Origin of the sequence: Polaribacter batillariae, from assembly GCF_017498485.1 — a bacterium.
In the GTDB taxonomy this organism is placed as follows: Bacteria; Bacteroidota; Bacteroidia; order Flavobacteriales; family Flavobacteriaceae; genus Polaribacter; species Polaribacter batillariae.
The window spans coordinates 1,095,236-1,121,429 of record NZ_CP071795.1 but is presented as its reverse complement, the minus strand read 5'-3'; the positions used below and the strand labels follow the sequence as shown (position 1 = coordinate 1,121,429).

The 26,194-nt window shown below is 31.1% G+C and carries 19 protein-coding genes; 8 read left to right on the top strand and 11 right to left on the bottom strand.

Translation table 11 applies throughout. The features are described 5' to 3' along the window. The first annotated feature begins 133 nt into the window (after window positions 1-133). From JL193_RS04920 to JL193_RS04895, 6 genes are all read left to right on the top strand, one after another. Entirely contained in the window at window positions 134-1,282 is a 1,149-nt protein-coding gene (locus tag JL193_RS04920; protein ID WP_207972749.1) for a FecR family protein, read from the top strand. 149 nt (window positions 1,283-1,431) lie between these two features. Continuing rightward, a complete protein-coding gene (locus JL193_RS04915; RefSeq protein WP_243456841.1) occupies window positions 1,432-5,016 on the top strand; it encodes a SusC/RagA family TonB-linked outer membrane protein in 3,585 nt (1,194 codons plus the stop codon). A 10-nt stretch (window positions 5,017-5,026) separates the two neighbouring features. Continuing rightward, window positions 5,027-6,523, top strand: a complete 1,497-nt coding sequence (locus tag JL193_RS04910; RefSeq protein ID WP_207972747.1) for a RagB/SusD family nutrient uptake outer membrane protein — start codon at window positions 5,027-5,029, stop codon at window positions 6,521-6,523. Between the two features lie 2 nt (window positions 6,524-6,525). After that, window positions 6,526-7,506 (top strand): substrate import-associated zinc metallohydrolase lipoprotein, encoded by a 981-nt coding sequence (locus JL193_RS04905; protein WP_207972746.1) that lies wholly within the window; start codon window positions 6,526-6,528, stop codon window positions 7,504-7,506. Window positions 7,507-7,514: 8 nt separating this feature from the next. Next, a complete protein-coding gene (locus JL193_RS04900; RefSeq protein ID WP_207972745.1) occupies window positions 7,515-8,285 on the top strand; it encodes a DUF4302 domain-containing protein in 771 nt (256 codons plus the stop codon). A 221-nt stretch (window positions 8,286-8,506) separates the two neighbouring features. Further along, window positions 8,507-8,884, top strand: a complete 378-nt coding sequence (locus tag JL193_RS04895) for a hypothetical protein (protein WP_207972744.1) — start codon at window positions 8,507-8,509, stop codon at window positions 8,882-8,884. A 110-nt stretch (window positions 8,885-8,994) separates the two neighbouring features. On the opposite strand, the gene JL193_RS04890 is transcribed toward JL193_RS04895, so the two are convergent. Both JL193_RS04890 and JL193_RS04885 read right to left on the bottom strand, forming a co-directional pair. Next, window positions 8,995-9,615 carry an IS630 family transposase gene (locus JL193_RS04890; RefSeq protein WP_243456886.1) on the bottom strand — a complete coding sequence of 207 codons (621 nt, stop codon included), beginning with the start codon at window positions 9,613-9,615 and terminating at the stop codon, window positions 8,995-8,997. Beyond that, on the bottom strand, window positions 9,560-10,063 hold the full coding sequence (locus JL193_RS04885) for a helix-turn-helix domain-containing protein (RefSeq protein WP_207970473.1): 504 nt from the start codon (window positions 10,061-10,063) through the stop codon (window positions 9,560-9,562). Before JL193_RS04885 ends, JL193_RS04890 begins: the two co-directional genes overlap by 56 nt. Window positions 10,064-10,268: 205 nt before the next feature. Here JL193_RS04885 and JL193_RS04880 point away from each other — a divergent pair, with 205 nt between their 5' ends. Continuing rightward, window positions 10,269-10,661: an energy transducer TonB gene (locus JL193_RS04880; protein WP_243456840.1), complete on the top strand. Its 393-nt coding sequence runs from the start codon at window positions 10,269-10,271 to the stop codon at window positions 10,659-10,661. Window positions 10,662-10,671: 10 nt separating this feature from the next. Here JL193_RS04880 and obgE read toward each other — a convergent pair whose 3' ends face one another. The 4 genes from obgE to JL193_RS04860 form a co-directional block, all read right to left on the bottom strand. Continuing rightward, window positions 10,672-11,661: a GTPase ObgE gene (obgE, locus tag JL193_RS04875; protein ID WP_207972743.1), complete on the bottom strand. Its 990-nt coding sequence runs from the start codon at window positions 11,659-11,661 to the stop codon at window positions 10,672-10,674. Between the two features lie 84 nt (window positions 11,662-11,745). Further along, on the bottom strand, window positions 11,746-12,867 hold the full coding sequence (locus JL193_RS04870; RefSeq protein WP_207972742.1) for an adenylate kinase: 1,122 nt from the start codon (window positions 12,865-12,867) through the stop codon (window positions 11,746-11,748). 107 nt (window positions 12,868-12,974) lie between these two features. Further along, window positions 12,975-15,947: a protein translocase subunit SecDF gene (gene secDF, locus JL193_RS04865; protein WP_207972741.1), complete on the bottom strand. Its 2,973-nt coding sequence runs from the start codon at window positions 15,945-15,947 to the stop codon at window positions 12,975-12,977. 152 nt (window positions 15,948-16,099) lie between these two features. Further along, window positions 16,100-16,699 carry a hypothetical protein gene (locus JL193_RS04860; RefSeq protein ID WP_207972740.1) on the bottom strand — a complete coding sequence of 200 codons (600 nt, stop codon included), beginning with the start codon at window positions 16,697-16,699 and terminating at the stop codon, window positions 16,100-16,102. A gap of 167 nt (window positions 16,700-16,866) precedes the next feature. Between JL193_RS04860 and JL193_RS04855 the strand changes: the two genes are divergently transcribed. Next, entirely contained in the window at window positions 16,867-18,543 is a 1,677-nt protein-coding gene (locus JL193_RS04855) for a formate--tetrahydrofolate ligase (RefSeq protein WP_207972739.1), read from the top strand. A gap of 48 nt (window positions 18,544-18,591) precedes the next feature. Here the strand turns inward: JL193_RS04855 and recQ are convergent, their stop codons facing one another. From recQ to JL193_RS04830, 5 genes are all read right to left on the bottom strand, one after another. Further along, on the bottom strand, window positions 18,592-20,703 hold the full coding sequence (recQ, locus tag JL193_RS04850; protein WP_207972738.1) for a DNA helicase RecQ: 2,112 nt from the start codon (window positions 20,701-20,703) through the stop codon (window positions 18,592-18,594). 143 nt (window positions 20,704-20,846) lie between these two features. Continuing rightward, complete coding sequence (mdh, locus tag JL193_RS04845; protein WP_207972737.1) at window positions 20,847-21,773, bottom strand: malate dehydrogenase; 927 nt, start codon at window positions 21,771-21,773, stop codon at window positions 20,847-20,849. Window positions 21,774-22,009: 236 nt separating this feature from the next. After that, a complete protein-coding gene (locus tag JL193_RS04840; protein ID WP_207972736.1) occupies window positions 22,010-23,065 on the bottom strand; it encodes a DUF6588 family protein in 1,056 nt (351 codons plus the stop codon). A gap of 307 nt (window positions 23,066-23,372) precedes the next feature. After that, window positions 23,373-25,310 carry a DNA topoisomerase (ATP-hydrolyzing) subunit B gene (gene gyrB, locus JL193_RS04835; protein WP_207972735.1) on the bottom strand — a complete coding sequence of 646 codons (1,938 nt, stop codon included), beginning with the start codon at window positions 25,308-25,310 and terminating at the stop codon, window positions 23,373-23,375. A 269-nt stretch (window positions 25,311-25,579) separates the two neighbouring features. Continuing rightward, entirely contained in the window at window positions 25,580-26,191 is a 612-nt protein-coding gene (locus JL193_RS04830) for a CDP-alcohol phosphatidyltransferase family protein (protein WP_207972734.1), read from the bottom strand. Window positions 26,192-26,194 lie beyond the last annotated feature (3 nt).

The window sequence follows — 26,194 nt, the reverse complement described above, 5'->3', positions numbered from 1 at the left end:
GAATTTTATCGAAATGTACAACAGGTTTCATCATGTTTTTTTAATAATTAATTAACTTTTTTGTAACCCTTTTTTAGTTTTAAACTGTCTTAGTTAAAAATGCTATCAAAAGCCTCTGTTTAAATAGATGTTTATGGAATTTAAATTAATTATAAAAAAAATTAACAATACTCTTTCAGAAAAAGAAAAAGAGGAATTCGAGACTTGGTATTCAGAATCAAAAGAACATCAAGAGTATTTTCATAAAGTAAAAAATAATAAGGAGTTTTCTGATTATATTTTAGAAAAAGAGAAAAAATGGAATTCTATTGTACAAAGAACAACTAAAAATCATCATAAAAACAACAACAAGAAATATTTTGCAGTAGTAGCTTCAATTGCTTTATTTTTTTCAGTTTTTTACTTTTTTAACATGTCAGGAAAAAAAGTTCCTGTAAAAGAAGCTGTTGTTAAGTATGATAACTTAAAAAAAGTTACACTTACTTTAAATAACGGAGAGAACATTAGTCTAGAAGACAATACTAATATTGAAGTGTTAAATGTTAAAAATAAAAATAAAACATTAGAATATTATAAAGTAGAAGACGCTTTAAAAGAGAAAGAGAAAGAAAATCTAACAGAAATAGCTTATAATTTTTTAACGACGAGTAGAGGTGGTGAGTATTCTTTAGTTTTGGAAGATGGAACTAAGGTTTGGCTAAATTCTGAATCTAAATTAAAATATCCCGTAAATTTTATTGATGGAAAAACAAGAGTTGTAGAACTTATTTATGGCGAAGCTTATTTTGAAGTTTCATCGAGTAAAAAACATTCTGGAGATGGTTTTAAGGTAGTTCACGCTTTGCAAGAAGTAAATGTTTTAGGGACACATTTTAATATTAAGGCATACCCAGAAGATAGAGAAATAATTACAACTCTAAAAGAAGGACGTGTTTTAATCGAGAATATAGATGGTAAAAAAACATATTTAAAACCCAATGAGCAATTTATTTATAACAAATTAGATGCAAGTGCTATTTTAAAGAAAGTTAATGCAGATGAACAAATATCTTGGGTTAGAGGTTTTTTTACATTTAAAAACACATCATTATTTGAAATTGCAAAAGTGCTTTCTAGATGGTACGATGTAGATATAAATATAAAAGATGAAAAAATTAAAAATTTAAAGTTTAATGGAGTTTTAAACAAAAAACAAAATTTAGATCTAATTTTAAAATCAATTACAAATACAAGCAATATAAATTATGAGAAAAATAATGGAAGTCTAGATTTTAAGAAATAAAAAAAGGAATGCGGTTTTGTCAATCTCTCACAATATAAAAACCAACATTCCCTATAATCATGCTAATTAATTTAACACTTAACAAATTTATGGAAATTAAATTTACTGGAGTTTTTTTCTTTTTAAGAAAAAAACTATTAACTACTATTATGAGAACGTTCATATTCTTATTCTGCACAATTTCGTTTGCGTTAGTACCAAATGAAGGATTGTCTCAAAACGCAAAAATTAAAATTGATTCAGATAAAACAGTCTCTGTAGAAGAGGTTTTTGAGTTAATAAAAAACCAAACAAATTACACCTTTGTTTACGAAAATCATCTTTTTGAAAAATTACCAGAAGTAATTCTAAAAAAAGGTATTATTGTCGTAAAAGATCTTTTAAACCTGAGTTTAAAAACAAGTAATATCGTATATACATTCGATAAAAGTGGCACAATTCTACTTAAAAAGGGTGTTTTTCAGCAGAAAATTAAAGGAACTCTATTAGATAAAAATAAACAACCTATTGTTGGTGCTTCTGTTTTAGTAAAAGGAACTGGTAAGGGAGTTTCTACTGATTTTGATGGAAAGTTTTCTATTGCAGCTTCCAAAGGAGATATTTTAGTTTTTCAATCTTTAGGTTTTAAATCAAAAGAAGTATCAATTCTAAATGCTTCTGAAATTACTGTAGTTTTGGAAGATTTTGCTGAAAGTTTAGGTGAAATAATTATAACAACTGGTTATGATAAAATTAATAAAAGAAGTTTTACAGGTGCTGCAACTACTATTAAAGCGGCAGATTTAAAAATCGATGGAGTTGTAGATGTAAGTAGAATGTTAGAAGGTAAAATAGCTGGTGTTAACGTACAAAATATTACAGGAACATTTGGTGCAGCACCCCAAATTACTATTAGAGGTTCTTCTTCTGTTTTTGGAAATAACAATCCGTTATACGTTATAGATGGTGTTGTACAAGAAGATATTGTAGAACAAGATTTAGACGCATTAACTTCTGGTGATGCATCTACACTAATTAGTTCTTCTATTGCAGGTGTAAACTCAACAGATATAGAAAAGATAGATATCTTAAAAGATGCATCAGCAACCTCTATTTATGGTGCAAGAGCTAGAAATGGTGTTGTGGTAATTACCACAAAAAGCGGTAAAAGATCTAGTCCGTTAAAAGTTAATTATACACTAGAGCAAACAGTAAGAGACATTCCATCATATAACCAATACGATATTTTAGACTCAAAGGAAACTATTGGTGTATTAGAAGGTTTAAGAAGTCAAGGCTATTTAAGATTACCAAATGTTGGAAACGCAAGATTTTCAGGTGTTTATGGTGTTTTAGAAAAGCAAATAAATAGCTATTCTAATGGTGGCTTTGGTGTGCCAAATACACCTGAAGGAAGAAGTGCTTTTTTACAAAATTACGAATTAGCAAATACCAATTGGTTTAAAACACTTTTTAGACAGTCTCTAATGCAAAACCATACATTAAGCTTTACAGGTGGTGGAGAAAATAATTCTTTTTATGCCTCTGTTGGTTTTTTACACGATCCAGGATGGTCTGTGGCAGATAAAGTAACAAGAATTACATCGAATATAAAAAATACGTTTTATTTTTCAGATAAATTTAATTTATCTATCTCCACTGTTGCATCTGTAAGAAACCAAAAAGCACCAGGCTCCTTTAATAGAGAAGCAAATGTTGTGGATGGGCAATTTAGTAGAGATTTTGATATCAACCCATTTAGTTATGCATTAAATACTTCTAGAGCACTAAGACCTAGAGATAATAACGGTAATTTAGAATATTATACAAATAATTGGGCACCATTTAATATTTTAGAAGAATTAGATAATAACACGTTAGATTTAGATGTAAAAGATATTAGATTTCAGATTGATGCATCTTACAAAATAACCGATCACCTTACTTACGACTTAAACACATCTGCCAGATATGTAAACAGTACAAGAGAGCATCAAATTAGAGAAAATTCTAATGTAGTTAAGGCTTATAATGCCGATCAAACAGCGGTTATTGCAAATGCAAACATTTTCCTATACAGAGATCCAAACAATCCAGATGCAATTCCAATTCCTGTTTTTCCTGAAGGAGGTTTGTATCGTAAATTCGACAATTCTTTAACGTCTTATTATTTAAGAAATAGTTTTCAATACAAAAGAGATTTTAATAAAAAACATAGTTTTGATGCTTTATTAGGTCAAGAGTTAAGGTATGTTGATAGAAATGATGAGAACTTTACAGGTTATGGTTTACAATATGAAAACGGTTTTGTACCATTTACTGATGCAAGATTACTTGAAAAAATTATTGCAGAAGGGGGGAATTATTTTGGACTAGGAAGAGAAAGAGAAAGAACTGTCGCTTTTTTTGGAAGAACGACTTATTCTTACGATAACAAGTATGTTTTTTCTTTAACAGGAAGATACGATGGTTCTAATAGGCAAGGAAGAAGTGCTAAATCTAGATGGTTGCCAACTGGAACAGTAAGTGCAAAATGGAATGCAACCGAAGAAAATTTTATTCAAAAATCTAATACCATTAATAATTTACAATTTAGAGCATCTTACGGTTTAAGCGCTTCACCTGGACCAGCTACAAATTCTTTAGCAATTTTCAGAAGCCAAATTACAGATAGGCTAACACCTTCTGAAAGAGAAACGTATCTCGATATAGATGCATTAGAAAATTCCGAACTTACTTGGGAAAAACAATACGAGTTCAATATTGGTATGGATTTAGGCTTGTTTGATAACAGAATTCAGTTTACAACAGATATTTACCAAAGAAATATTTTTGATAATATCGATTTTGTTAGAACATCTGGTATTGGTGGTGAACTTGTAAAAAGTGGTAATAATTCCGACAGTGAACAAAAAGGTATTGAATTCGCAATTACATCAACAAACATAAAAACAGATAACTTTAAATGGGTTACCTCTTTAAATTTTTCTTATTTTGATCAAAAGATTACAAAACTTCAAAATAGACCTAGAGTTATAGATGTAGTAGGTTTACAAGGTGGTTCCTTAGAAGGTTATCCAAATAATTCATTATTTTCATTCAATTTTAATGGACTTAATGAAGATGGCATTCCTACATTTGTTTTACCTGATGGAGACAATCCTGTTACAGATGTAAATTTTCAAGACAGTTTTAATATTACAGATTATTTAGTTTACAATGGATCTGTATTGCCAAACAAAGCTGGAGGTATCTCAAATTCATTTAGTTACAAAAACTGGAACTTAAATGTTTTGATAACAGGTGCAGGAGGTAATAAGGTAAGGTTAAACCCTTCTTTAGATAATTTTTACTCAGGTACAAATGTATTTACAAAAAGTAATATTAACAGATGGATTTTACCAGGAGACGAAAATATTACAAGCATTCCAAAAATTATAGATGTTAGAGATAATAATATTTATAACCAAAGCGATTTATCAAGAGCATATAACGCTTACAACTTTTCTACAGCAAGAGTTGCAAATGGAGATTTCTTAAGAATGAAAAGTATTTCTTTAGCATATAATTTTAACAAAGATGTTTTAAAGAAATTAGATCTTTCTCAATTACAATTAAAATTACAAGGTACTAACTTGTTCTTATTGTATTCAGATGATAGATTAAATGGACAAGACCCAGAGTTTTATGGAACTGGAGGAGTTGCCTTACCTATAACGAGACAATTTACTATGTCTTTAAATATTGGACTATAAAAAAAACAAAATGAAAAAATTACAAAAACATATATTTAAAATAACTACAGTATTAGTATTTTCTTTACTAACAGTTAGTTGCGACGATTATTTATCTGAATTACCAGATAATAGAGCAGAAATAAATTCTCCAGAAAAAATAAGTGCCTTAATAACAGGTGCATACTCACAAGGAAATTATCAATTAATTGCAGAAATTATGTCGGATAATGCAACTTCTAGATCAAATATTAGAAGTTACATCAATGTTTTACTTCACGAACAAATGTTTACTTGGGATATAAGTTTAGATGAAAATCAAGACTCACCAACATTTTTCTGGTCAAACAGTTACGAGGCAATTTCACAAGCAAACCAAGCATTGTCGTCAATAAAAAAATTAGAAGGGCAATTTAATTTAGACGCGCAAAAAGGAGAGGCTTTATTAGCAAGAGCATATGCACATTTTATGTTAGTTACCTTTTGGGGGAAACAATACAATCCAAGTAGTGCCAATTCAGATTTAGGTGTACCCTATATTTTAGATCCTGAAACAGAGTTAATAAAACCTTACAAAAGAAATACGGTACAAGAAGTATATGACTTAATTGAAAAAGATTTATTAGAAGGTTTAAATTTAATACAAAATAGAGAAAAGAACCCTAAATACCATTTTTCTAAAGAATCTGGAGCTGCATTTGCAACAAGATTTTATTTACAAAAAGGAGATTGGGACAAAGTAATCTTTTATTCAAATCAAATACTTACAAATCCAAGATTACAAATTAGAGATGTTGTTGAATATTCAAATTTATCCTATTCTCAACAAACATTACAATATAGCAATTCTTTAGAAGACGCAAATTTACTTTTAAACTCTACATCTTCTTGGTGGGCAAGAAATTTTTGGAGAACAAATTACGGATTATCATTTTTAAACACCGAAGAAATTTTCCAACAAGATAATCCATTTAACAAAAACTGGGCCTATGGTATTTTCGGGTCAAATGAAGCAAGTAATGTTCCTAAATTTGATGAATATTTTAAGATTACCAATCAATCTGCAGGAACAGGAAGAGGTTATACAAACTCCGTTTTATTTGGTTTTGATGAAGTTCTTTTAAACAGAGCAGAAGCCTATACAATGAAAGAAGATTATACAAATGCTATTAAAGACTTAACAGATTTTTTATCAAAAAAAACAGAAAACTTTAACCCAAGTACAGACATTTTAACAGAAGATATGATTGTAAGCTTATTTCCTGTAACTACAGGAAGGTTAACACCATTTTACGGTTTTATAAGCGACAAACAAAATTCATTTATAAACGCTATTTTAAAATTTAGACAAAAAGAATTTTACCATGAAGGTATGAGGTGGTTTGATGTAAAAAGATTCAATATCGCCATTAAAAGATACTATAGAAAAGAAGATAAAGAAATCGAATTAACTAAAGAAGATTTAAGAAAACAATTACAAATCCCAGAATCCGCAATTAATTTTGGAATAACACCTAATCCTAGATAATTATGAAAAAAACATATATGTATATAGCAGTAATAATTTTCGGAATTATTTCTGCTTGTAGTTCAAACGAAGAAAAATTAACCGAAAGCAATTTAAATACAGAAACACCAGAATTAAACGCAACTGATGTTTGGTTGAGAGAAAACATTACAAACGATTATAATATTGATGTTACCTATCAATGGGATGAAGGAAGAGTAGATTTAAATAGATATTTATTTCCACCAACTTTAGAGAATGTCATTCCAATTATGAAAGTTGTTAAAAAAGTTTGGATTGATACTTACTCAGAATTAGGTGGTGAAGATTTTATAAAAAGAATAGCGCCAAGAGAAATGGTTCTAATAGGTGGTTTTAATTTAAATCCAAGTGGAACAAGAACTTTAGGTTTTGCTGAAGGTGGAAAAAACATCGTACTTTTTGAAGTTGATGAAGTAGATGTGAAAAAAAAAGATGATGTTACAGAATTTATAAAAACCATTCAACACGAATATACCCATATTTTAAATCAACAGGTGCGTTATGACGAAGAAGCTTTTAAGCAAATTACACCAGGAGGTTACACTGCGCAATGGTTTAATCCAGCAAATAGGCAAGAAAGATTCGATATAGCCAACAAACAAGGATTTATAACAGATTATGCAAGACTAAACGAAAATGAAGATTTTGCAGAAATGGTTGAAACAATGTTAACAAATAACGCGACTGAATATCAAGCATTATTAGATAATATAAAAAATGGAATAATAAAAAATGCTGTAGAGAAAGCATTAGACGATTTAGGTTCAGGAGCAACACAAGCAGAAAAAGACGCAGCAACACAAGCAGCAAAAATTACTGCGACTCCAGAAGCAGACAATGCAATAGCATTAATTAAAGCAAAAGAAGCCATAGTAGCGGAATATTTTAAGAAGTCTTTTAATATAGATTTATATGAATTACAAAAATTAGCTACAGATAATATTTTAGAAGCAATTAAATAATAAGAAAAATGAAAAAAAATAAAATTAACACCTATCAATTATTGGTAGCACTTTTTCTTCTAATATTAAGTAGCTGTCAAGACAATAGTGATCCAGATCTTCTTTTCGAAGACACTCCAACAGTTAGAATAGAAAAAGCAATAAAAGAACTAGAAGAGTCTTTACAGAGTTCCGAAAATGGTTGGAAAATGACTTATTTTACTGATAATACACAATTAGGTGGTTATACCTTCTTATTTGATTTTATTAGTAATTCTGAAGTTAAAATGGATTCTGATTTTGGAACTCCAGACGCAAGTAAAGTTAGCTTGTATGATATTACTTTAGGTTCTACAGTAAAATTAACTTTCACAACAAAAAATGTTATTCATGAATTATCAGATGGCGCTAATTCTCCCGATAGCGATTTAGTAGGGCAAGGTTATAGAGGGAGTTTTGAGTTCTTATATTTCAAAAAAGAAGGAGAAGATATTCTTTTTAAATCCAATAGAGACAGAGACAATATCATCCGTTTTACAAAAGCAACTGCAGATGATTGGACGAATTTGACAACCCAAAATAAGGCTATGTTAAATGATAATATTCCTAATAAACCTTTAAAATCGGTATTTAGAAATCTTACTATAGAAAACAATGGGCAAATTACAGTTTACGATTTTTCTTTCAACAAAAATAGAAGATTTGCGACTGTAACTGCAATTACAAAAGATGTAGCCAAAAAGACATTAGCTTTGGAATTTCACCAACACCAGATGGATTTAAAATTAGTCCAAGAGTAGAAGTAGGAACTGCAAAAATTAGTGAATTTACGTATAATGCTACAGAAGATGAATTTGTAGCAGAAGCTAATGGAGTAAAACTAACTTTAAGATACGAAAGCGATTTAAACTTTGTTTTACCTGCCTATGATTTTGGAAACGAACCATCAGGGAATAATAACATAAGACTATATTCGACAAGATTCTCTACAAGTGATGATAGCCCAGCTTTTACAAAATTTATGGATGAATTTAGGGCGTTTTTTACAGCAACATTAAATGGACGCTCTGTACAAAGACTTTACCTATATGATTTAGATCAACCTGAACCTTATCTTGAACTACGTTATTTATCTGGGACTAGAATTTTTACCCAAAGGTTTTCTGTTAAACTTACAATTACTGAAGATACTTTAGGAAATAAAATAGCAAAATTTACTGAAATTTTGCCTAGTAATACTCATTTTTCAAGAAGAGGTTTACTCCCTTTCTTAGAATATATAACTAGAGATAGTGGTTTTTACATTCAAAAAAGAGCAAATTTAAATGCAACGCAAAATACAATTGGTTTAATTGCTGTAGATGATTTTACATTACTTTCTCATTGGTATGATTTTTAATATTACTGTACAGGAGTAACTCCAAATTTATAACTTTTAAATTAAAACCCTTTTGGAAACAAAAGGGTTTTTGAATTTTTGAGATATTTATCAAAAAGTATTAATACCATTTAAACATTAAAAACGTTATAAAAAGATTTTAGATAAAATTCATATCCGGTTATAGACTTAATGGTCTTATTATCCATTTGATAAACTAGGTGCTCTATTTTGGATTCTAGTATATCTAAAGTGTCATAAATTTTCATTGCAATTTTACTTTTAAGGTATTGCCAAACTTTTTCAGCTGGATTTAGTTCAGGGCAATATGCAGGGATAGGTAATAAGATAATATTATCAGGCAATTTTACATCTTTAGTAGAGTGGAAAGCTGCATTGTCAATAATTACAATTTTTAGTTCCAAAGGATTACAGGCACTTAAGTCTCTTAAATACTCAATAAAAAAGTCTTTACACACAGTATCTGTTAGCATGCAGAAACTCTCACCTGTAATGGGTGAAAAACTTCCCCATAGCCATTTACTCTGATAACTATGTTTGTACTTTGCTATAGGTTTAACGCCTTTAGCTGTAATGACTCTTTTTTGTTTGGTGATTAATCCAAAACGAGATTCATCTTGAAAAAATAAATTGACCGATTCAAAGTTATTTTTATTTAGTTTTGTTCTAAATAATTTAAAAGTGTTTTCTAGGTTTTTTAAAAACCATTTCGGCTTTCGGGTCTTTTTTATAATGTGACTTTCTTGATACTTTTAGCTTAGACTTATGTTTTCGCCTACAATGTGCATAAAGTGCACCATAATTTATCATCTCTGATAAATCTTCGGCTATATGAGCTTGTAACTCTATATAGGAAGTTATGGTGGTATCGCTGTTAGATAATGTCTTGGAGATATAGGCTTTTGCTCTATCAGAAATATGAACGGTATTATTACCTCCGCTATGTATTTCTAATAAATTTGAAAGGCCTCCTGTTTCATAGTCTTTAATCCAATTGCCTATGGTGGTTGGACGTCTGCCAAGCTTCTTTGCGATTGCATTACGATAGATATACTTCCCGGACTTTATGTAGTATAACATTTTTAAACGATCTCTTCGTAATTCTGTAGTGGTAGACTCATATAGTTTTCGCAATTCAACAGATTCTTCTTTAATCGATAAGGTAATTTTCTTTGGCATATTGAAAGATAATAAATTTTACCCCGAAAGATAATAAATATTATCTTGAATTCAAAGTTTAAATGGTATAAGTATGATTAAAACTAATTTAAATTGTATTTTTACTACATATTGTACAATTATGTGTTTTAGGTTTTTTTCTTTTTTAATTTTAACTCTCTTTTGCATTTCTTGCGATAAATTTACTTTCAAAAAAAATACAAATGTGCAAGTTTTAGATACATTTGTTAACTTTTCTTCTATAGACACGTATCCGTCTTTTAAAGTTTGCGATTCATTAATTGAAAAAGCTCAACAAGAAGACTGCTTTAGAAACACCATCCATAACAAAATAGGAGAGGAGTTGCTAAAACACGAATTCACAATAAAAGATTCCATTTTCGAAACTGTAATTGTTAATTTGCTAATAAATTCTAAAGGAAATATAGAATTGGAAACGATTGAATCTTCAGAAATTATAAAAAAAGAATTACCAGAGTTAGATAGTATTTTAAAAGTAAGTATTCGGCAAATTCCAATAATTTATCCCGCAATTAAAAGAGGTATTCCTGTAACTACCAAATATAGGTTGCCAATACAAATTCAGTTAAAAGAATAAAGAAATGGAATTAGTTTAGCATCTTCCATAGTTTATCTTTTAATTCTTGTAAGCCAATTTCTGCTACTGAAGAAATAAAAATAGTCTCTATACCTTTTGGCAAATCTTGTTTTATTTCAGTTATCAATTCATTATCTAACATATCTGATTTAGAAATGGCCAACAAACGATCTTTATCTAACAATTCTGAATTGTGTTTTTTTAGTTCGTTTAACAAAATTTCATATTCTTTATTAATATCATCACTATCTGCAGGAATTAAGAATAATAAAGCAGAATTACGTTCTATGTGACGTAAAAAACGATGTCCTAATCCTTTTCCTTCAGCAGCACCTTCTATAATTCCAGGAATGTCTGCAATAACAAAGGTTTGATGATTTCTGTGCTCAACAATACCTAAATTGGGTTTTAAGGTGGTAAAAGCATAATCTGCAATTTTAGGTTTTGCAGCAGTTAAAACCGATAATAATGTCGATTTTCCGGCATTTGGGAAACCAACCAAACCTACATCTGCTAATAATTTTAATTCAATTCTAAACCAGCCATCTTGTCCGTCAATTCCAGGTTGCGCATAGCGTGGAGTTTGGTTTGTCGAAGATTTAAAATGCCAATTTCCAAGACCGCCTTTTCCACCAGGTAATAAAATTACTTCTTTTTGATCTTCGGTAATTTCGTGCAAAATTTCGTCGGTATCTGCATCTCTAACAATTGTTCCTAAAGGTACATCTATATAAATATCTTTGGCATCGTGACCAGTACTTCTGCTTGCGCTTCCAGCACCACCATTTTCTGCTCTAAAATGGCGTTTAAATTTTAGGTGAAAAAGCGTCCACATATTTTTGTCTCCACGTAAAATAATGTGTCCTCCACGTCCACCATCTCCACCATCAGGGCCTCCTTTGGTAATAAATTTTTCTCTGTGTAAATGCACAGAACCTTGCCCTCCTTTTCCAGAAGATGCGTATATTTTTATGTAGTCGACAAAATTTCCTTCAGTCATAGTTTTTGTGTAATTGTGTAATTGTTGAAACGTGTAATCGTACTCGTTGCTTAAACAATTAAACGCTTAAACAGTTACACATTTTTACAATTTATTAAATACTTTTGCGATACGTTGTGTAATTTCTTCAATAGAACCTACACCATTTATTCCATAATATTTATTTTGAGCTTCGAAATAGTCCTTTAAAACGGCAGTTTTTGTGTTATATTCGTTAAAACGGTTTCTAATTTTAGCTTCATCAGTATCGTCTGTTCTTCCGCTAGTTTTTCCTCTTTCTAACAAACGCTCTACCAATAAATCTTCTGGTACTTCTAAAGCAACCATTCCGTTTATTTGTTCTCCTTTATCGGCTAAAAAAGCGTCTAAAGCTTCTGCTTGCGATTGTGTTCTTGGAAAACCATCGAAAATAAAACCATTGGCATCTGCATTTTTTTCTACTTCGGCTTTTAGCATATTTATGGTAACTTCATCTGGTACTAAATCGCCTTCATCCATATATTTTTTGGCTAATAAACCCAATTCTGTTTCATTTTTAATGTTAAAACGGAATACATCTCCTGTAGAAATGTGTACCAAATTGTACATGTCTTTTAAAAATGTTGCTTGTGTTCCTTTTCCTGCTCCTGGAGGGCCAAATAATACGATGTTTTTCATTTTTGGTGGTGTTGATAATTGATATATTTCTGAATAATTTCTTCCTAAACCCTTGTAGTCTAATCCATAACCTACAATAAATTTATCTTCGATACTTTTTCCGATATAATTTATGGGCAACTCTTTTCTAAAAACGTCTGGTTTAAAGAATAAAGAAGCCACTTTTAATTGTTTTACATTCTTGTTTTTAAAGATATTATAAATTTCTTGGAGCGTAGTTCCTGTATCTATAATATCTTCTAAAATAATAACGGTTCGTCCTGTTAAATCTTCATTTATGCCCACCAATTCTTTTACATTTTCGGTTGAAGAGGTTCCTTGGTAAGAAGCTAATTTTACAAAAGAGACTTCGCAATTTCCTTCAAACTCTCTAATAAAATCGGCAGCAAATAAAAAGCATCCGTTTAAAATACCCACAAAAATAGGTACTTCGTCTTTAGGAAGATCTCTTTTTACCTTTTTTGCCAGATATTTTACGATACTTTTAATTTCGTTTTCTGAAATAAAAGGTTTAAAATATAAATCGTGAAGTTTTATAATACTGCTCATAGAAGTGCAAATATAACTGCTATTGATTGAATAGAAAAACCGTTTTCTTTTTGAAACCAAAACAAGTTTCGCCTAAAGAAAACGGTTTTTATTTATTTTAGTTAGAACTATTTTTTCTTTTCTTCTTTTTTAGACGAATCGTACATTATTGGTGTTGCCACGAATAACGATGAATAGGTACCCACAATTACCCCTACAATTAAGGCGAACATAAATCCTTTAATAGAATCTCCACCAAATAAGAAGATAGCTAACATTACCAATAATGTGGTTAAAGAGGTGTTTATGGTTCTTCCTAGAGTAGAACTAACTGCTTTATCTACGTTTTCATTTAATGGTCTGTTTTTGTAGTCTCCTACAAATTCTCTAATTCTATCGAAAATTACCACAGTATCATTTAAGGAGTAACCCACTACCGTTAAAATGGCGGCGATAAAAGATTGACCAATTTCCATATCGAAAGGCATAAAATTGTATGTTATTGAGAATACACCCAATACAATTAATACATCATGAAAAACGGCAACTACAGCTCCAATAGAGTAAGATATTTTTCTAAAACGTAATAAGATGTATAAGAAAACTACTAACAAAGAGCCAAAAACGGCATACAATGCATCTGTTTTAATATCATCTGCAATGGTTGGTTCTACTTTCATATAACTCATTACACCAGCACCTTCTTTCTCGAAACCTGGTTTAAAGTTTTCGTAAGTTGTATTTCCTAAATACGGTTTTAATCCATTATATAAAGTGTTTTGTACAGCATCATCTACTTCTTGCCCTTCTTCATCAATTTTATAAACGGTTGTTATTTTTAACTGGTTTGCACTTCCGTATGTTTTTACTTCTGGAGCGGTTCCAAAAGCATCTTTTAATGTTCCAGCAACTTCAGTAGCGCTCATATCTTGGTCGAAACGAACTACATAAGAACGGCCTCCTTTAAAATCTACTCCTTGTTTTAAGCCAATAGAGAAAATAGAAACGATTCCTGCTAAAATAATTGCTCCAGATATGAAGTATGCAATTTTACGTTTTTTTAAGAATTCTACATTAATGTTTTGGAACCATCCTTTAGAGATAGAAGTATTAAAAGTTAAGTTTGTACCTCTATTGATAGCGCCATCAATTAAGATACGCGTAATAAATACTGCTGTAAATAAAGAAGTTGCAATACCAATCATTAATGTTAAGGCGAAACCTTTAATAGGGCCTGAGCCAAAAACATATAAAATAATACCTGTTAATAAGGTCGTAATGTTTGCATCTATAATTGCAGAAAGTGCTCCTTTTACAGAGAAACCTTCTTCCACAGATTGTTTTAAGCCTTTTTTACCAAATAAACCTTCTTTAATTCTTTCGAAGATAATTACGTTTGCATCTACAGACATACCTATGGTTAAGATAATACCAGCAATACCTGGTAATGTTAAAACGGCGTTGAAAGATGCTAATATTCCGAAGATGAATAAAATGTTTACAAGCAATGCAATATCTGCAAATAAACCTGCTTTTCCGTAATATAAAATCATCCAAAGTAACACTAAGATGATTGCCAAACCAAAAGATAAGAAACTGGCATCAATTGCTTCTTGCCCTAAAGATGGTCCCACCACTTCTGCTTGAATAATTCTTGCAGCTGCTGGTAATTTACCTGCTTTTAAAACGGTAGCAATGTCTTCTGCCTCTGCAACCGTCATGCTTCCACCAGAAATAGAAGTTCTACCACCAGTAATCGCTTGGTTTACGGAAGGTGCAGTATATACATAGTCGTCTAGAACAACAGCAACAAAATTACCTACATTGTCTGCAGTCATTTTTGCCCATTGTTTTGTTCCAGAACTATTCATGGTCATGCTAACTTCTGGCTTATTTAATTGGTCGAAAACCTGTGCAGCGTCTAAAATAACATCACCTTCAATTGTAGGTTTGTCTTTTCTGTTAGATTTTATAGCATATAAAGAGATAATTTCTGTACCATCATCAATTTTATTAGACTTATAATCCCATAAGAATTTTGCATATCTTAATTCGTTTGGTAATAAGTCTCTAACTTCTTTATTTTTTAATAAGCTATTTACTCTTGCAGTATCTGCTACTTTTGCTTCTGCTACAACAGAGCTAATTTGTTGTTGAGATTGCGCGATGTTTGGTCTTAAATAAGTAAATAGATTTTTTTGAACCTTAGTAGAATCTACTGTTTCTCCTAAAAGATCGTCAATATCGTCTTTTTTAACAGAATCTTTTGCTTGTTCAACTTCAGAATCGTCTTTTAATAATTCAGTAACTTTAGCATTTGCAGAAAAGAAAAAGTTTTGTACTTCTGCATTTGTATAGACTTCCCAAAACTGTAATTCGGCTTTGCTTGTAATTAATTTTGTAACACGTTCTATGTCTTTTGCACCTGGCAATTCAATTTGAATTCTACCAGAATTTCCAATTCTTTGAATGTTTGGAGAAGCAACTCCAAACTTATCAATTCTACTTCTTAATACTTCAAAAGCAGTACCAATAGAGCTGTTAATTTCTTCTTGTAAAGTTTCTCTAACAGAAAAATTATCTTCATTAAAAGAAATTTTATCGCTTAAAGCTTTTGTTCCGAAGATAGAAGGATCGCTTAATTTTGTAGTGCCAGCAACTTTTTCGAATTCTTCGAAAAACAAATCTAAATAAGTAGCATTGCTGTTTTTTTGTCTTTCGTCTGCGTTTTCTAAGGCTTTATTAAACGCTTCGTTTTTAGAGTCGTTAGACAAACTTTTTAAAACTTCTTTTACAGAAACTTGTAAAATGGCATTAATACCACCTTTTAAATCGAGACCGAGATTCATTTCTTTGTCTCGAACATCATCGTAGGTATATTGTGCGATACCTAAATCGATAACATCTTTGTTGGCAACGCTATCTAAATATTTTTTCTCGAATTTAGCTTTTTGTCTAGCATCGTTGTCTGGTGCATTTTGTTTAGCGTACACTTTCGCATCCTCTTCTACTTTATTGGCTAGAAATGTGAACGATAATTGGTATAAACTCACTAATCCAAAAAGAATAGCGAATAATTTAATGAGTCCTTTGTTTTGCATTTTATATTTATTTAGTCAAAATTTTTTAAAAAACGAGCAAATATATGCCTTCTCGTAAAATCTGACAATTATTTTAATGGTTTGTTTTTTTGTGATGTGTTTGATTTACATTCACTTAAATCGTTTGAAAAAAATGTAAAAAAGTTTACATTTTAAGCGAAGTATTTTTGTGGTCCAGCTCTCACTTCTGGCTCTTGATAAGAAGTGTAATCTTTAATGTAAAGGCTGGTTTTGTTCGCTTTATAAGCTGTTTTAAAGAGTTGATTGGCTTGGTTTTCGAGCACTTTATAAAAACAGAAAATATTATTTGTGGTAAACCTATCTGAATGAGGTTCGATTTCAAATATAAACTTATCGTCTAAATTAGAGATATCAAGTTTATTTGTTAGTTCGTAAATATCGATACTATAGGTAGTGGAGTCTCTATTTTCGTTTTCTTTTTTAGAATTTTTATTTAAAGATAACCTATGTTCTTTTGTAAGTGCTTTTTTAACGTCATTTACATTTACAATACTGTAATAAGAGATTTTTAAAGTGCCTTTTTCTGTTTTTTGAATGGCGATGTTTGTAACCCCAATATCTACAAGTTTTTTTTGAACTTCAGAAATGGTGTTTTCAATATTTTTATTCTGCGAAGAAGTATCTATAAATTCTAGAACAATTTCTTGATTGGGTTTATAAACCTGCTCTTGGAATACTCCAAAACAAATGCATATGAAGAGAAAAGCACTAAGGTACCATTTAGAATTCATGCCCCAAATATATGTAAAAAAATGGGTTTGTACTTTAGAAATAAAAAATCTTCTTTTCTAAGAAATTTATAGTTGTAAAATGGATTGATTTGTCTTCTTCTATCTTACAAAATTAACTATATTTAATTTTTGAAAAAATTTAAAATAAAACAATACAAATTGTAAATATGGCTTACTTAACAGACATTAAAATTGCGCAAGCAAAAGAACTGAAACACATAAGAGAAATCGCAAAAAAATTAAATATTAATGAAGACGATTTAGAAATGTACGGAAAGTACAAAGCAAAACTTCCTTTAGCTTTAATTGATGATAAAAAAATAGCCCAAAATAATTTGGTTTTAGTAACAGCGCTAACACCAACTCCTGCTGGAGAAGGAAAAACAACGGTTTCCATTGGTTTAACAGAAGGATTGAATAAAATAGGAAAACAAGCAACCGTAGTTTTAAGAGAACCTTCTTTGGGACCTGTTTTTGGAATAAAAGGCGGAGCAGCAGGTGGAGGGTATTCTCAAGTGGTACCTATGGAAGATATTAATTTGCATTTTACTGGAGATTTTAATGCGGTTGAAAAAGCGAACAACTTGTTATCTGCATTAATTGATAATAACATTCAGAGTAAATCCAATAATTTAAATATAGATCCAAGAACCATTCTTTGGAAACGTGTAATAGATATGAACGATCGTTCTTTGCGTGATATTACCATTGGTTTAGGAGGAACTGCAAATGGCGTTCCAAGGCAAGATGGTTTTCATATTACACCAGCTTCCGAAGTAATGGCGATTCTTTGTATGGCTTCGGATATCGAGAACTTAAAAAAGCGTTTAGGAGATATCTTTATTGGTTTTACCTATAAAAATGAACCCGTTTTTGCACGAGATTTAAAAGCAGAAAATGCGATGGCAATTTTATTAAAAGATGCCATTAAACCCAATTTGGTACAAACTTTAGAAGAAAATCCTGCCATAATTCATGGAGGACCTTTTGCAAACATCGCACAAGGAACCAATACGATTATTGCTACCAAAATGGGGCTTTCTTTATCTAATTACGTAGTTACAGAAGCGGGTTTTGGTGCAGATTTAGGCGCAGAAAAATTTCTGAATATAAAATCTCAGTTCGCAAAACTGAATCCTAAATGTGTGGTTTTAGTCGCTACAATTAGAGCTTTACGCCATCATGGAGGTGCAACAACAGAAGATTATAACGCCCCAGATTTAGAAAAAGTAACAGAAGGATTTAAAAACCTCGAAAAACATATCGAAAACATTCGCAAATATAATATAGAACCTGTTGTCGCAATTAATTCTTTTGTTTCAGATTCTGATGAAGAAGTAGATTTTGTGATTGAAAAATGTGCCAGTTTAGGCGTGCAAGCAGTATTGTCTGAAGGTTGGGCAAAAGGAGGAGAAGGAACCAAAAAATTAGCTGAAGCAGTTGTAGAGGTGGTCGAAAATAAAGCAACTCAATACAAACCTTTGTACAATTGGAACGCTCCAATTAAAGATAAAATAGAAACAATTGCCAAAGAAATTTACGGGGCAAAAAATGTCGAATACAGCAAACAAGCTCAATTAAATTTAAGAAGAATTGATCGATTAGGATTTAATAATTTTGCGGTTTGTATGGCGAAAACACAAAAATCGTTTTCAGATAATGCCGCTTTAATAGGAAGACCAGAAGGTTTTACAGTAACCGTTCGCGAAATTGAAATTGCTGCTGGAGCCCAATTTGTGATTCCTATTTTAGGAAAAATGATGCGTATGCCTGGATTGCCAGCCATACCAGCTTCAGAAAATATGACCATTGATAACGATGGTGTTATTTCTGGTTTGTCTTAAAATTTACCAGACCTTACAGGTTTTTAAAACCTGTGAGGTCTTTAAATATTATTTGTTCTTTAAAATAAGCGTAATACTTATTCTTATTTTGGAATAAGAAACTTCTTCATTTAGTTTTTCGTAAATCGGTTTTAGTTCTATTTTTCTGTCGAATTCATTAAAAGCAACACGCACTTTCTCTATGGTTTCTTTGCTAACATATTGTTCTAAATCTACCTTTTTACCTTCGGAATATAATTGAGACAAATGCGAAAAAATAGTAGTGATAGATAAATTTCTTTCTTCTGCAATTTCTTTGGGAGTCAATCCTTCTTTGTATAATTCGAAAGTTTTTAATGTGGTAGGCGTTTTTCTTGGCTTTGCAACATTTTTATACTTTCGAATAACACTCATAAACTCATCTCCATACTTTTCCATTTTGTTCATTCCCACTCCAGAAATGGCTAAAAATTCGTTTTCGGTTGTTGGGAGTTCACTTGCCATTAATTTTAATGACTTGTCACTAAAAACAATATAAGCAGGCATATTTTCTTCTTTAGAAATAGAATATCTTAGTTTTTTGAGTTCTGTAAACAAGTCTTTATTTGTTTCGCCTTCAATTATAATTTTTGCTGTTTTTTTAATTTTCTTTTTTTCATCAATACTTATTGGGGTTGTTAATCTTATCGTTTTTTCTCCTTTTAAAACTTTCCAACCAATGGGTGTTATTTTTAAAGCAGAACCTTCTGCATACATGATTTCTATCAAACCTTGGTTTGCCATTTGAATGATGTAATCTCGCCAGTTAAAAAAAGAAATGTCTTTTCCTATTCCGTATGTTTTTAGACGAAAGTATTGTTTTTCGTGAATAGCTGCATTGTTACTTCCTCGTAAAACGTTAATTAGCATTGTAATTCCGTCTTTTTCTCCCATTCTTGCAATTCCAGAAAGTGCTTTTTGGGTAATAATAGTGCCATCAAAACCTTTGGGCGGATTTGCACAAACATCGCAATTGCCACAATTTTCTGTTAAATGTTCCCCAAAATAAGACAATAATATTTTTCTTCTGCACGATTTTGCTTCCGCAAATTGAAGCATTCTATTGAGTTTTTCTTTCTGCATTTCAGTATTTGCGCCTTCTTCTGCAAACTGACTATACAAAACAAAATCTCTCATATTATAATACAGCAAAGTTTCAGAAGGCAACCCATCTCTTCCTGCTCTTCCTATTTCTTGGTAATAACCTTCGAGGTTTTTGGGTAAGTTATAATGAATCACAAAACGTACGTTCGATTTGTCAATTCCCATCCCAAAAGCAATTGTAGCAACAATTATTTTTGTGTCATCATTTATAAAATCGGTTTGAGTTTTTTCTCTTTCCTCATTACCCATTCCAGCATGATAAAAAGCAACAGAATGCCCAAGTTCTTTTAAATGATTGGCAACTTCTTCTGTGTTTTTTCTGCTCAAACAATAAATAATTCCACTTTCGTTTTTTCTTCGATTTATAAAACTAACAATCTCTTGTAGTTTTTTCTTTTTTTGAACTTGTCCACGAACTTCAATACTTAAATTTTTACGATCAAAAGAAGAAATAAATAATTTAGAATTTTTTAAACCTAACTGTTCTTCGATATCTTTTCTGGCAGATTTATCAGCAGTGGCAGTCAATGCCATAAAAGGTATGTTTGGAAGCGAATTTCTAAATACTTTTAACTGTGTGTATTCTGGTCTAAAATCATGCCCCCACATACTTACACAATGTGCTTCGTCAATAGCAACCAATTTTATATTTAGTTGTTTTAGCCAAGTATTGCTAACGGATATTAATTTTTCTGGTGATAAATACAATAGCTGTAGATCGCCATTCATGGCTTTTGTAATGACTTCGTTTTCTTCTTGAACAGAAATAGAGCTATTAAAAAAATCGGCTTTTATTCCATTTGCTTTTAATGCTTGTACTTGGTCTTTCATTAAAGAAATTAAAGGAGAAACTACGATTGTAATTCCATCGAAAAGTAAGGCAGGAATTTGAAAACACATCGATTTTCCACCTCCAGTTGGCATCAATACAAAACTATCTTTTCCTTCTATGGTTCTGTTAATAATGTCTTCTTGTAAAGGACGAAAATCTTCAAAACCAAAAATATTTTTTAATAAAGTGTGGGGTTGGCTCTTCAATTTATGGACAATTTAAACACAAACATACATATTGAATTTTAAAATTTCTTAAATATTGATAAAAACACGAGTAAAAAAACAACTCTTTCAAGATTTTGAAAGAGTTGGATTTATACTATTTATTAAAAGCTAAGTATTAATTATTATAATTCTAACAATCCATTCGTTTTAGAAACGCCTTCTGCAGACGCTTGCATGTGTGCTTTTTCTGCATCGTTTAAATTGATTTCTACAATACTTTCAATTCCGTTTTTACCTAAAACAACAGGAACTCCAATACACAAATCATTTAAACCATATTCGCCTTCTAAGAAAGTAGAACAAGGGTAAATTTTCTTTTGGTCGCAAGCAATTGCCTGAACCAAACCACTAACAGCTGCTCCAGGAGCATACCATGCAGAAGTGCCTAATAAACCAGTTAATGTTGCTCCACCAACTTTTGTGTCTTCCTTAACTTGATTTAACCTTTCCTCTGAAATAAATTCTGAAACAGGTACAGAGTTTCTTGTTGCCAACCTCGTTAAAGGCACCATTCCTTTGTCTGAATGCCCACCAATTACCATTCCATCTACGTCAGAAATCGGTGCGCCTAAAGCTTCTGCCAACCTGTATTTAAAACGAGCAGAATCTAATGCACCACCCATTCCAATAATTCTGTTTTTTGGCAATCCTGTAGTTTTATGAACTAAATACGTCATGGTATCCATAGGATTAGAAACCACAATAATAATTGTATTTGGAGAATGCTCAATTAAGTTTGAAGAAACTGTTTTTACGATTCCTGCGTTTATTCCAATTAATTCTTCACGAGTCATACCAGGTTTTCTTGGAATTCCAGAAGTAATTACACAAATGTTAGAATCTGCAGTTTTAGAATAATCGTTTGTGCTTCCAGTAATCTTCGTATCAAAACCATTTAAAGAAGCAGTTTGCATTAAGTCCATCGCTTTTCCTTCTGCATATCCTTCTTTAATATCTAATAAAACCACTTCCGAAGCAAAATTTTTAATGGCAATATACTCTGCACAACTTGCACCTACTGCACCTGCACCAACAACTGTAACTTTCATATTTTTAAATTTTAATTTATGTTGAATAATCGTTTGCTAAAATACGATTTTTAGACGATGTTTTAGTTAATTTAAAGCAAAAAAAAGCTGTCACAAAAGTAAATTTAACTGTTGTTTTTAGCAAAGTATAAAGATATAAAATACTAAAAAATCAATAATTAAGATCTCCCATTACAGTCGAAATGACAAATTTTAATACTTTCGAGACAGCTTTTTTTGTTAAATTTTAATGTTTTTTATCTGATGCTAATTGCAACTCCTAAAGTAGCAGTGTTATATTGCTGTAGAGTATAAGCTCCAAATATTTTGAAAAAACCTAAACTTAGTCTAGCGCCAACTGTTGTTGTAAAGCCACTGGCATCATAATCTAAAGTTAAAGGATCTTTTAAAGTTCTATTATAATTATTAATACCATCGCTATATTGTAAATCGTATTCTCCTGCCAAACGTAAAGTAGAAGAACCTGAAGTATATCCAACTCCTCCATATAAATTAATAATAGGAAAATTTAAAGAGGCTAAAGCTTGAAAAGTGTAAGAATTTAATTTTAATTCAGCTAAACCATTTGTAATATTAATATCATTTCCATTAGGGTCTTTAATGTTATGAGAAATGGTCATGTTGGTAAAAGCTCCTAACAAAGAAATATGAAGAGGGGTTTTGTCCATTGGTCCAAACCAATCTGTAATTTCTTTTTTTAGGCCTAAACCAAATAAATTAGCTTTGGTTTCGTTACTACCAACATTAGGAACGAATCTTAGTGTTGCTTCGAATTTAGCGGGAAGTCCAAGACTTAGTTGAACTACAGGTGTAGGAACACTATTAAGTGGGAGTTCATCTCTATAACCATCTGGCATTGTAAAATTTCTTTTTAATTCAGGATGAGTTCCTCCATTAATATTTGGGTCTGAATTTGCAGGTATCGTTACCTCAAAGGCATTAACAGCAGCTGCACCTTTTCCAAAAATAGTAGGAGAAGTAGATGGGTTTTTAGTGATTTTATTAGAAAGTTTTAAAGAGTTAATGTCGAAGTTATTTTGGTTATCGCCTGCGAAAGAAAAATTACCTCCAATTGCAATGTCAAAGCCAAATGGCTTGTGAACCTTAGCAGTATGATACCAGCCATTACTCATTCCAAAAATTAAGGCTTCTGCAGCAGGTGTTAAGTATCCTTTTGTAAGCTCGTTAGCGTCTGATAAATCGGCAAATAGGATATTTTCGAAACCATCCTGTGCTTTTGCATTAAAAACTAGGGCGAATACACCCATAAAAATTAAAATAGATTTTTTCATTTTGTGTGGTTTGGTTAGTGTTATTTAGTTGAATAAGGGGATATATATGTAGCGAATATATAAAATTATGTTAATAAATTTAATATTTGAGGCTTCTTAGGGGTAAAAAAAGGGAAAAATACCTAATTATAGGTACAAAAAAAAGAGACTGTCTTAAAAATAAATTTAGCTGTTATTTTGAGTGATGTCGAAAGATCTAAAATATTGAAATTCAATAAATAAGATTTCTCCATTACAGTCGAAATGACAAATTCTAAAACTTTTAAGTCAGCCTCTTTTGGTGCTTTAATTATTTATGAAGAATAAATTAAACGTCGATGTTTGCATATTTTGCATTTCTTTCGATAAAGTCTCTTCTTGGCGGAACATCATCTCCCATTAACATAGAGAAAACTCTGTCTGCTTCTGTTGGGCTGTCTATAACTACTTTACGAAGTGTTCTAAATTCGGGGTTCATGGTTGTGTCCCAAAGTTGTTCTGCGTTCATCTCTCCAAGACCTTTATATCTTTGTATGGCTACAGAGCCTCCCATTTGCTGTGCAATTAAATCACGCTGATTATCGTCCCACGCATATTCTTTTTTCTGTCCTTTTTTTACTAAATATAAAGGTGGTGTTGCAATGTAAATATAACCTTGCTCTACCATTTCTCTCATATATCTAAAGAAAAACGTTAATATTAATGTAGCAATATGCGAACCATCAACATCGGCATCACACATAATTACAACTTTATGGTATCTTATTTTTGATAAATTTAAAGCTCTTGGATCATCTTCAGTTCCTATAGAAACACCCAAAGCAGTAAACATATTTTTAATTTCTTCGTTTTCAAAAACTTTATGTTGCATTGCTTTTTCAACATTTAAAATTTTTCCACGAAGAGGTAAAATTGCTTGAAAATTTCGATCACGACCTTGTTTTGCGGTTCCACCTGCAGAATCTCCCTCAACTAAGAAAATTTCACATTGTGCAGGGTCAGTTTCTGAGCAGTCAGATAGTTTTCCAGGCAAACCACCAATAGACATTACCGTTTTACGTTGTACCATTTCTCTGGCTTTACGTGCTGCATGTCTTGCAGTGGCTGCTAAAATTACTTTTTGGACAATGGTTTTTGCATCGTTCGGATTTTCCTCTAAATAATCAGTTAACATTTCTGAAACTGCCTGCGATACTGCAGAAGTAACTTCTCTGTTACCTAACTTAGTTTTGGTTTGTCCTTCGAATTGTGGTTCTGCTACTTTTACAGAAACAATGGCGGTTAACCCTTCACGAAAGTCGTCTCCAGCAATTTCGAATTTTACGTTTTTTAACAAACCGGATTCGTCTGCATATTTTTTTAACGTACTTGTTAAACCACGTCTAAAACCAGATAAATGCGTACCACCTTCGTGTGTGTTAATGTTGTTTACATAAGAGTGTAAATTTTCTGCATAAGAAGTATTGTAAACCATGGCAACTTCTACAGGAATGCCATTTTTTTCCCCTTCCATAGAAATTACAGAACCAATTAACTGCTCACGCGTAGAATCTAAATACTTGATAAACTCTGGCAAACCTTCATCAGAATGAAACGTTTCTGAAATAAAGTTTCCTTCATCGTCTTTTCTTCTTTTATCGGTTAACGTAATGGTAATTCCTTTATTTAGGAAAGACAATTCACGCATACGAGTTGCTAACGTTTCGTAATTATATTCAGTTGTTTGTGCGAAAATCGATTTGTCTGGTAAAAAAGTAACAATGGTACCTGTAAAATCGGTTTCTCCAATAGTTTTAACAGGATATAAGGCTTTCCCTTTTTCGTATTCTTGTTGCCAAATTTTACCTTCTTTATGAACGGTTGCTGTTAAATGATCCGATAATGCGTTTACACAACTTACACCCACACCATGCAAACCACCAGAAACTTTATAAGAATCTTTGTCGAATTTACCACCAGCACCAATTTTTGTCATTACAACTTGTAGTGCAGAAACGCCCTCTTTTTTGTGAATTCCAACAGGTATTCCACGTCCATTATCTTTGGTTGTAATAGAATTGTCTTCGTTTATGGTAACATCAATTGCATCGCAATAACCACCCATTGCTTCATCAATAGAGTTATCTACAACTTCATATACCAAATGGTGTAAACCACGTATTCCAACGTCTCCAATATACATAGATGGACGCATTCTTACATGCTCCATTCCTTCTAATGCCTGAATACTGGACGCATCATATTCTTTCTTTTTGTCTTCGCTCATTATAAAAGTGATTTTTTATTTTTAGGTTGATAAAACTCGTCTTAAAAAACGAATTTTGTAAACTCAAATTTACAATTTTTAGTGTATTTTTCAAGTGTTTTTAGCGATTTAGTTCTAAAATTATCAACATTTGTTAAAAACAAGAAAGTGTCTTAAATCGCTTAAAAATGATTTTATTTTCGATTTTTTAAATTTTGAATTAGTTTTTAAAAACCGAAAACAGCGTAATTGCTTATATCTTTAATTTTTGTGCTTAAAATTTTAGAAGTTTAACTATTTAAGAGTATATTCTTCTTAAAACCTTTCTTTTTTCTGATTAAATACGCGTGGTAAGCACTTGGAATATCGTGCGTCCATTTAGGAAGAATTAGAATGATTAAAATTACATCAATATGAGAAATTAAACCAAAAATAATTGCTAAATAAAATGGAATTCCTGCGTAATTAAAACCTATTAAAGAGGTAAAAGCAATCAATAATGTGAGTCCCCAAATTTTAGATAGAAATGCGTGGGTACAAGTTTCTTTACCAAATTTTAAATAACTAATTACATAACAAGCAATTTCCATAATAAGAATAGACCATATTGCAATAGAGTTTTCTTTGATTAAATTCGGATATAAAATCCAAGTTGCAAAACCAATTGAGAGCCAAAAAACCATATCTGTTTGGCTGTCTAATCTCCTTAGTTTTTCTGACGAAATTTCTTGTTTCCTTGCAATAATTCCATCTAAAATATCGGAAATTAAACCTAAATACATTAAAATTAAAATGATTGGTTTTGAGGATTCTCCAATAAAATAAGCAAGGCATAAAATTATAGGAGCTAATAGAAATCTGAATAAAATGAGTTGTTGTGGTATATTTAATTTAAGTTTCATAAG

What these genes read in the sequence shown, in the direction of transcription:
- JL193_RS04920 (WP_207972749.1), top strand. Translation starts at nt 134, where the DNA reads ATGGAATTTAAATTAATTATAAAAAAAATTAACAATACTCTTTCAGAA.
- JL193_RS04915 (WP_243456841.1), top strand. Translation starts at nt 1,432, where the DNA reads ATGAGAACGTTCATATTCTTATTCTGCACAATTTCGTTTGCGTTAGTA.
- JL193_RS04910 (WP_207972747.1), top strand. Translation starts at nt 5,027, where the DNA reads ATGAAAAAATTACAAAAACATATATTTAAAATAACTACAGTATTAGTA.
- JL193_RS04905 (WP_207972746.1), top strand. Translation starts at nt 6,526, where the DNA reads ATGAAAAAAACATATATGTATATAGCAGTAATAATTTTCGGAATTATT.
- JL193_RS04900 (WP_207972745.1), top strand. Translation starts at nt 7,515, where the DNA reads ATGAAAAAAAATAAAATTAACACCTATCAATTATTGGTAGCACTTTTT.
- JL193_RS04895 (WP_207972744.1), top strand. Translation starts at nt 8,507, where the DNA reads ATGGATGAATTTAGGGCGTTTTTTACAGCAACATTAAATGGACGCTCT.
- JL193_RS04885 (WP_207970473.1), bottom strand. Translation starts at nt 10,063, where the DNA reads ATGCCAAAGAAAATTACCTTATCGATTAAAGAAGAATCTGTTGAATTG.
- obgE (WP_207972743.1), bottom strand. Translation starts at nt 11,661, where the DNA reads ATGACTGAAGGAAATTTTGTCGACTACATAAAAATATACGCATCTTCT.
- JL193_RS04870 (WP_207972742.1), bottom strand. Translation starts at nt 12,867, where the DNA reads ATGAGCAGTATTATAAAACTTCACGATTTATATTTTAAACCTTTTATT.
- secDF (WP_207972741.1), bottom strand. Translation starts at nt 15,947, where the DNA reads ATGCAAAACAAAGGACTCATTAAATTATTCGCTATTCTTTTTGGATTA.
- JL193_RS04860 (WP_207972740.1), bottom strand. Translation starts at nt 16,699, where the DNA reads ATGAATTCTAAATGGTACCTTAGTGCTTTTCTCTTCATATGCATTTGT.
- JL193_RS04855 (WP_207972739.1), top strand. Translation starts at nt 16,867, where the DNA reads ATGGCTTACTTAACAGACATTAAAATTGCGCAAGCAAAAGAACTGAAA.
- mdh (WP_207972737.1), bottom strand. Translation starts at nt 21,773, where the DNA reads ATGAAAGTTACAGTTGTTGGTGCAGGTGCAGTAGGTGCAAGTTGTGCA.
- JL193_RS04840 (WP_207972736.1), bottom strand. Translation starts at nt 23,065, where the DNA reads ATGAAAAAATCTATTTTAATTTTTATGGGTGTATTCGCCCTAGTTTTT.
- gyrB (WP_207972735.1), bottom strand. Translation starts at nt 25,310, where the DNA reads ATGAGCGAAGACAAAAAGAAAGAATATGATGCGTCCAGTATTCAGGCA.
- JL193_RS04830 (WP_207972734.1), bottom strand. Translation starts at nt 26,191, where the DNA reads ATGAAACTTAAATTAAATATACCACAACAACTCATTTTATTCAGATTT.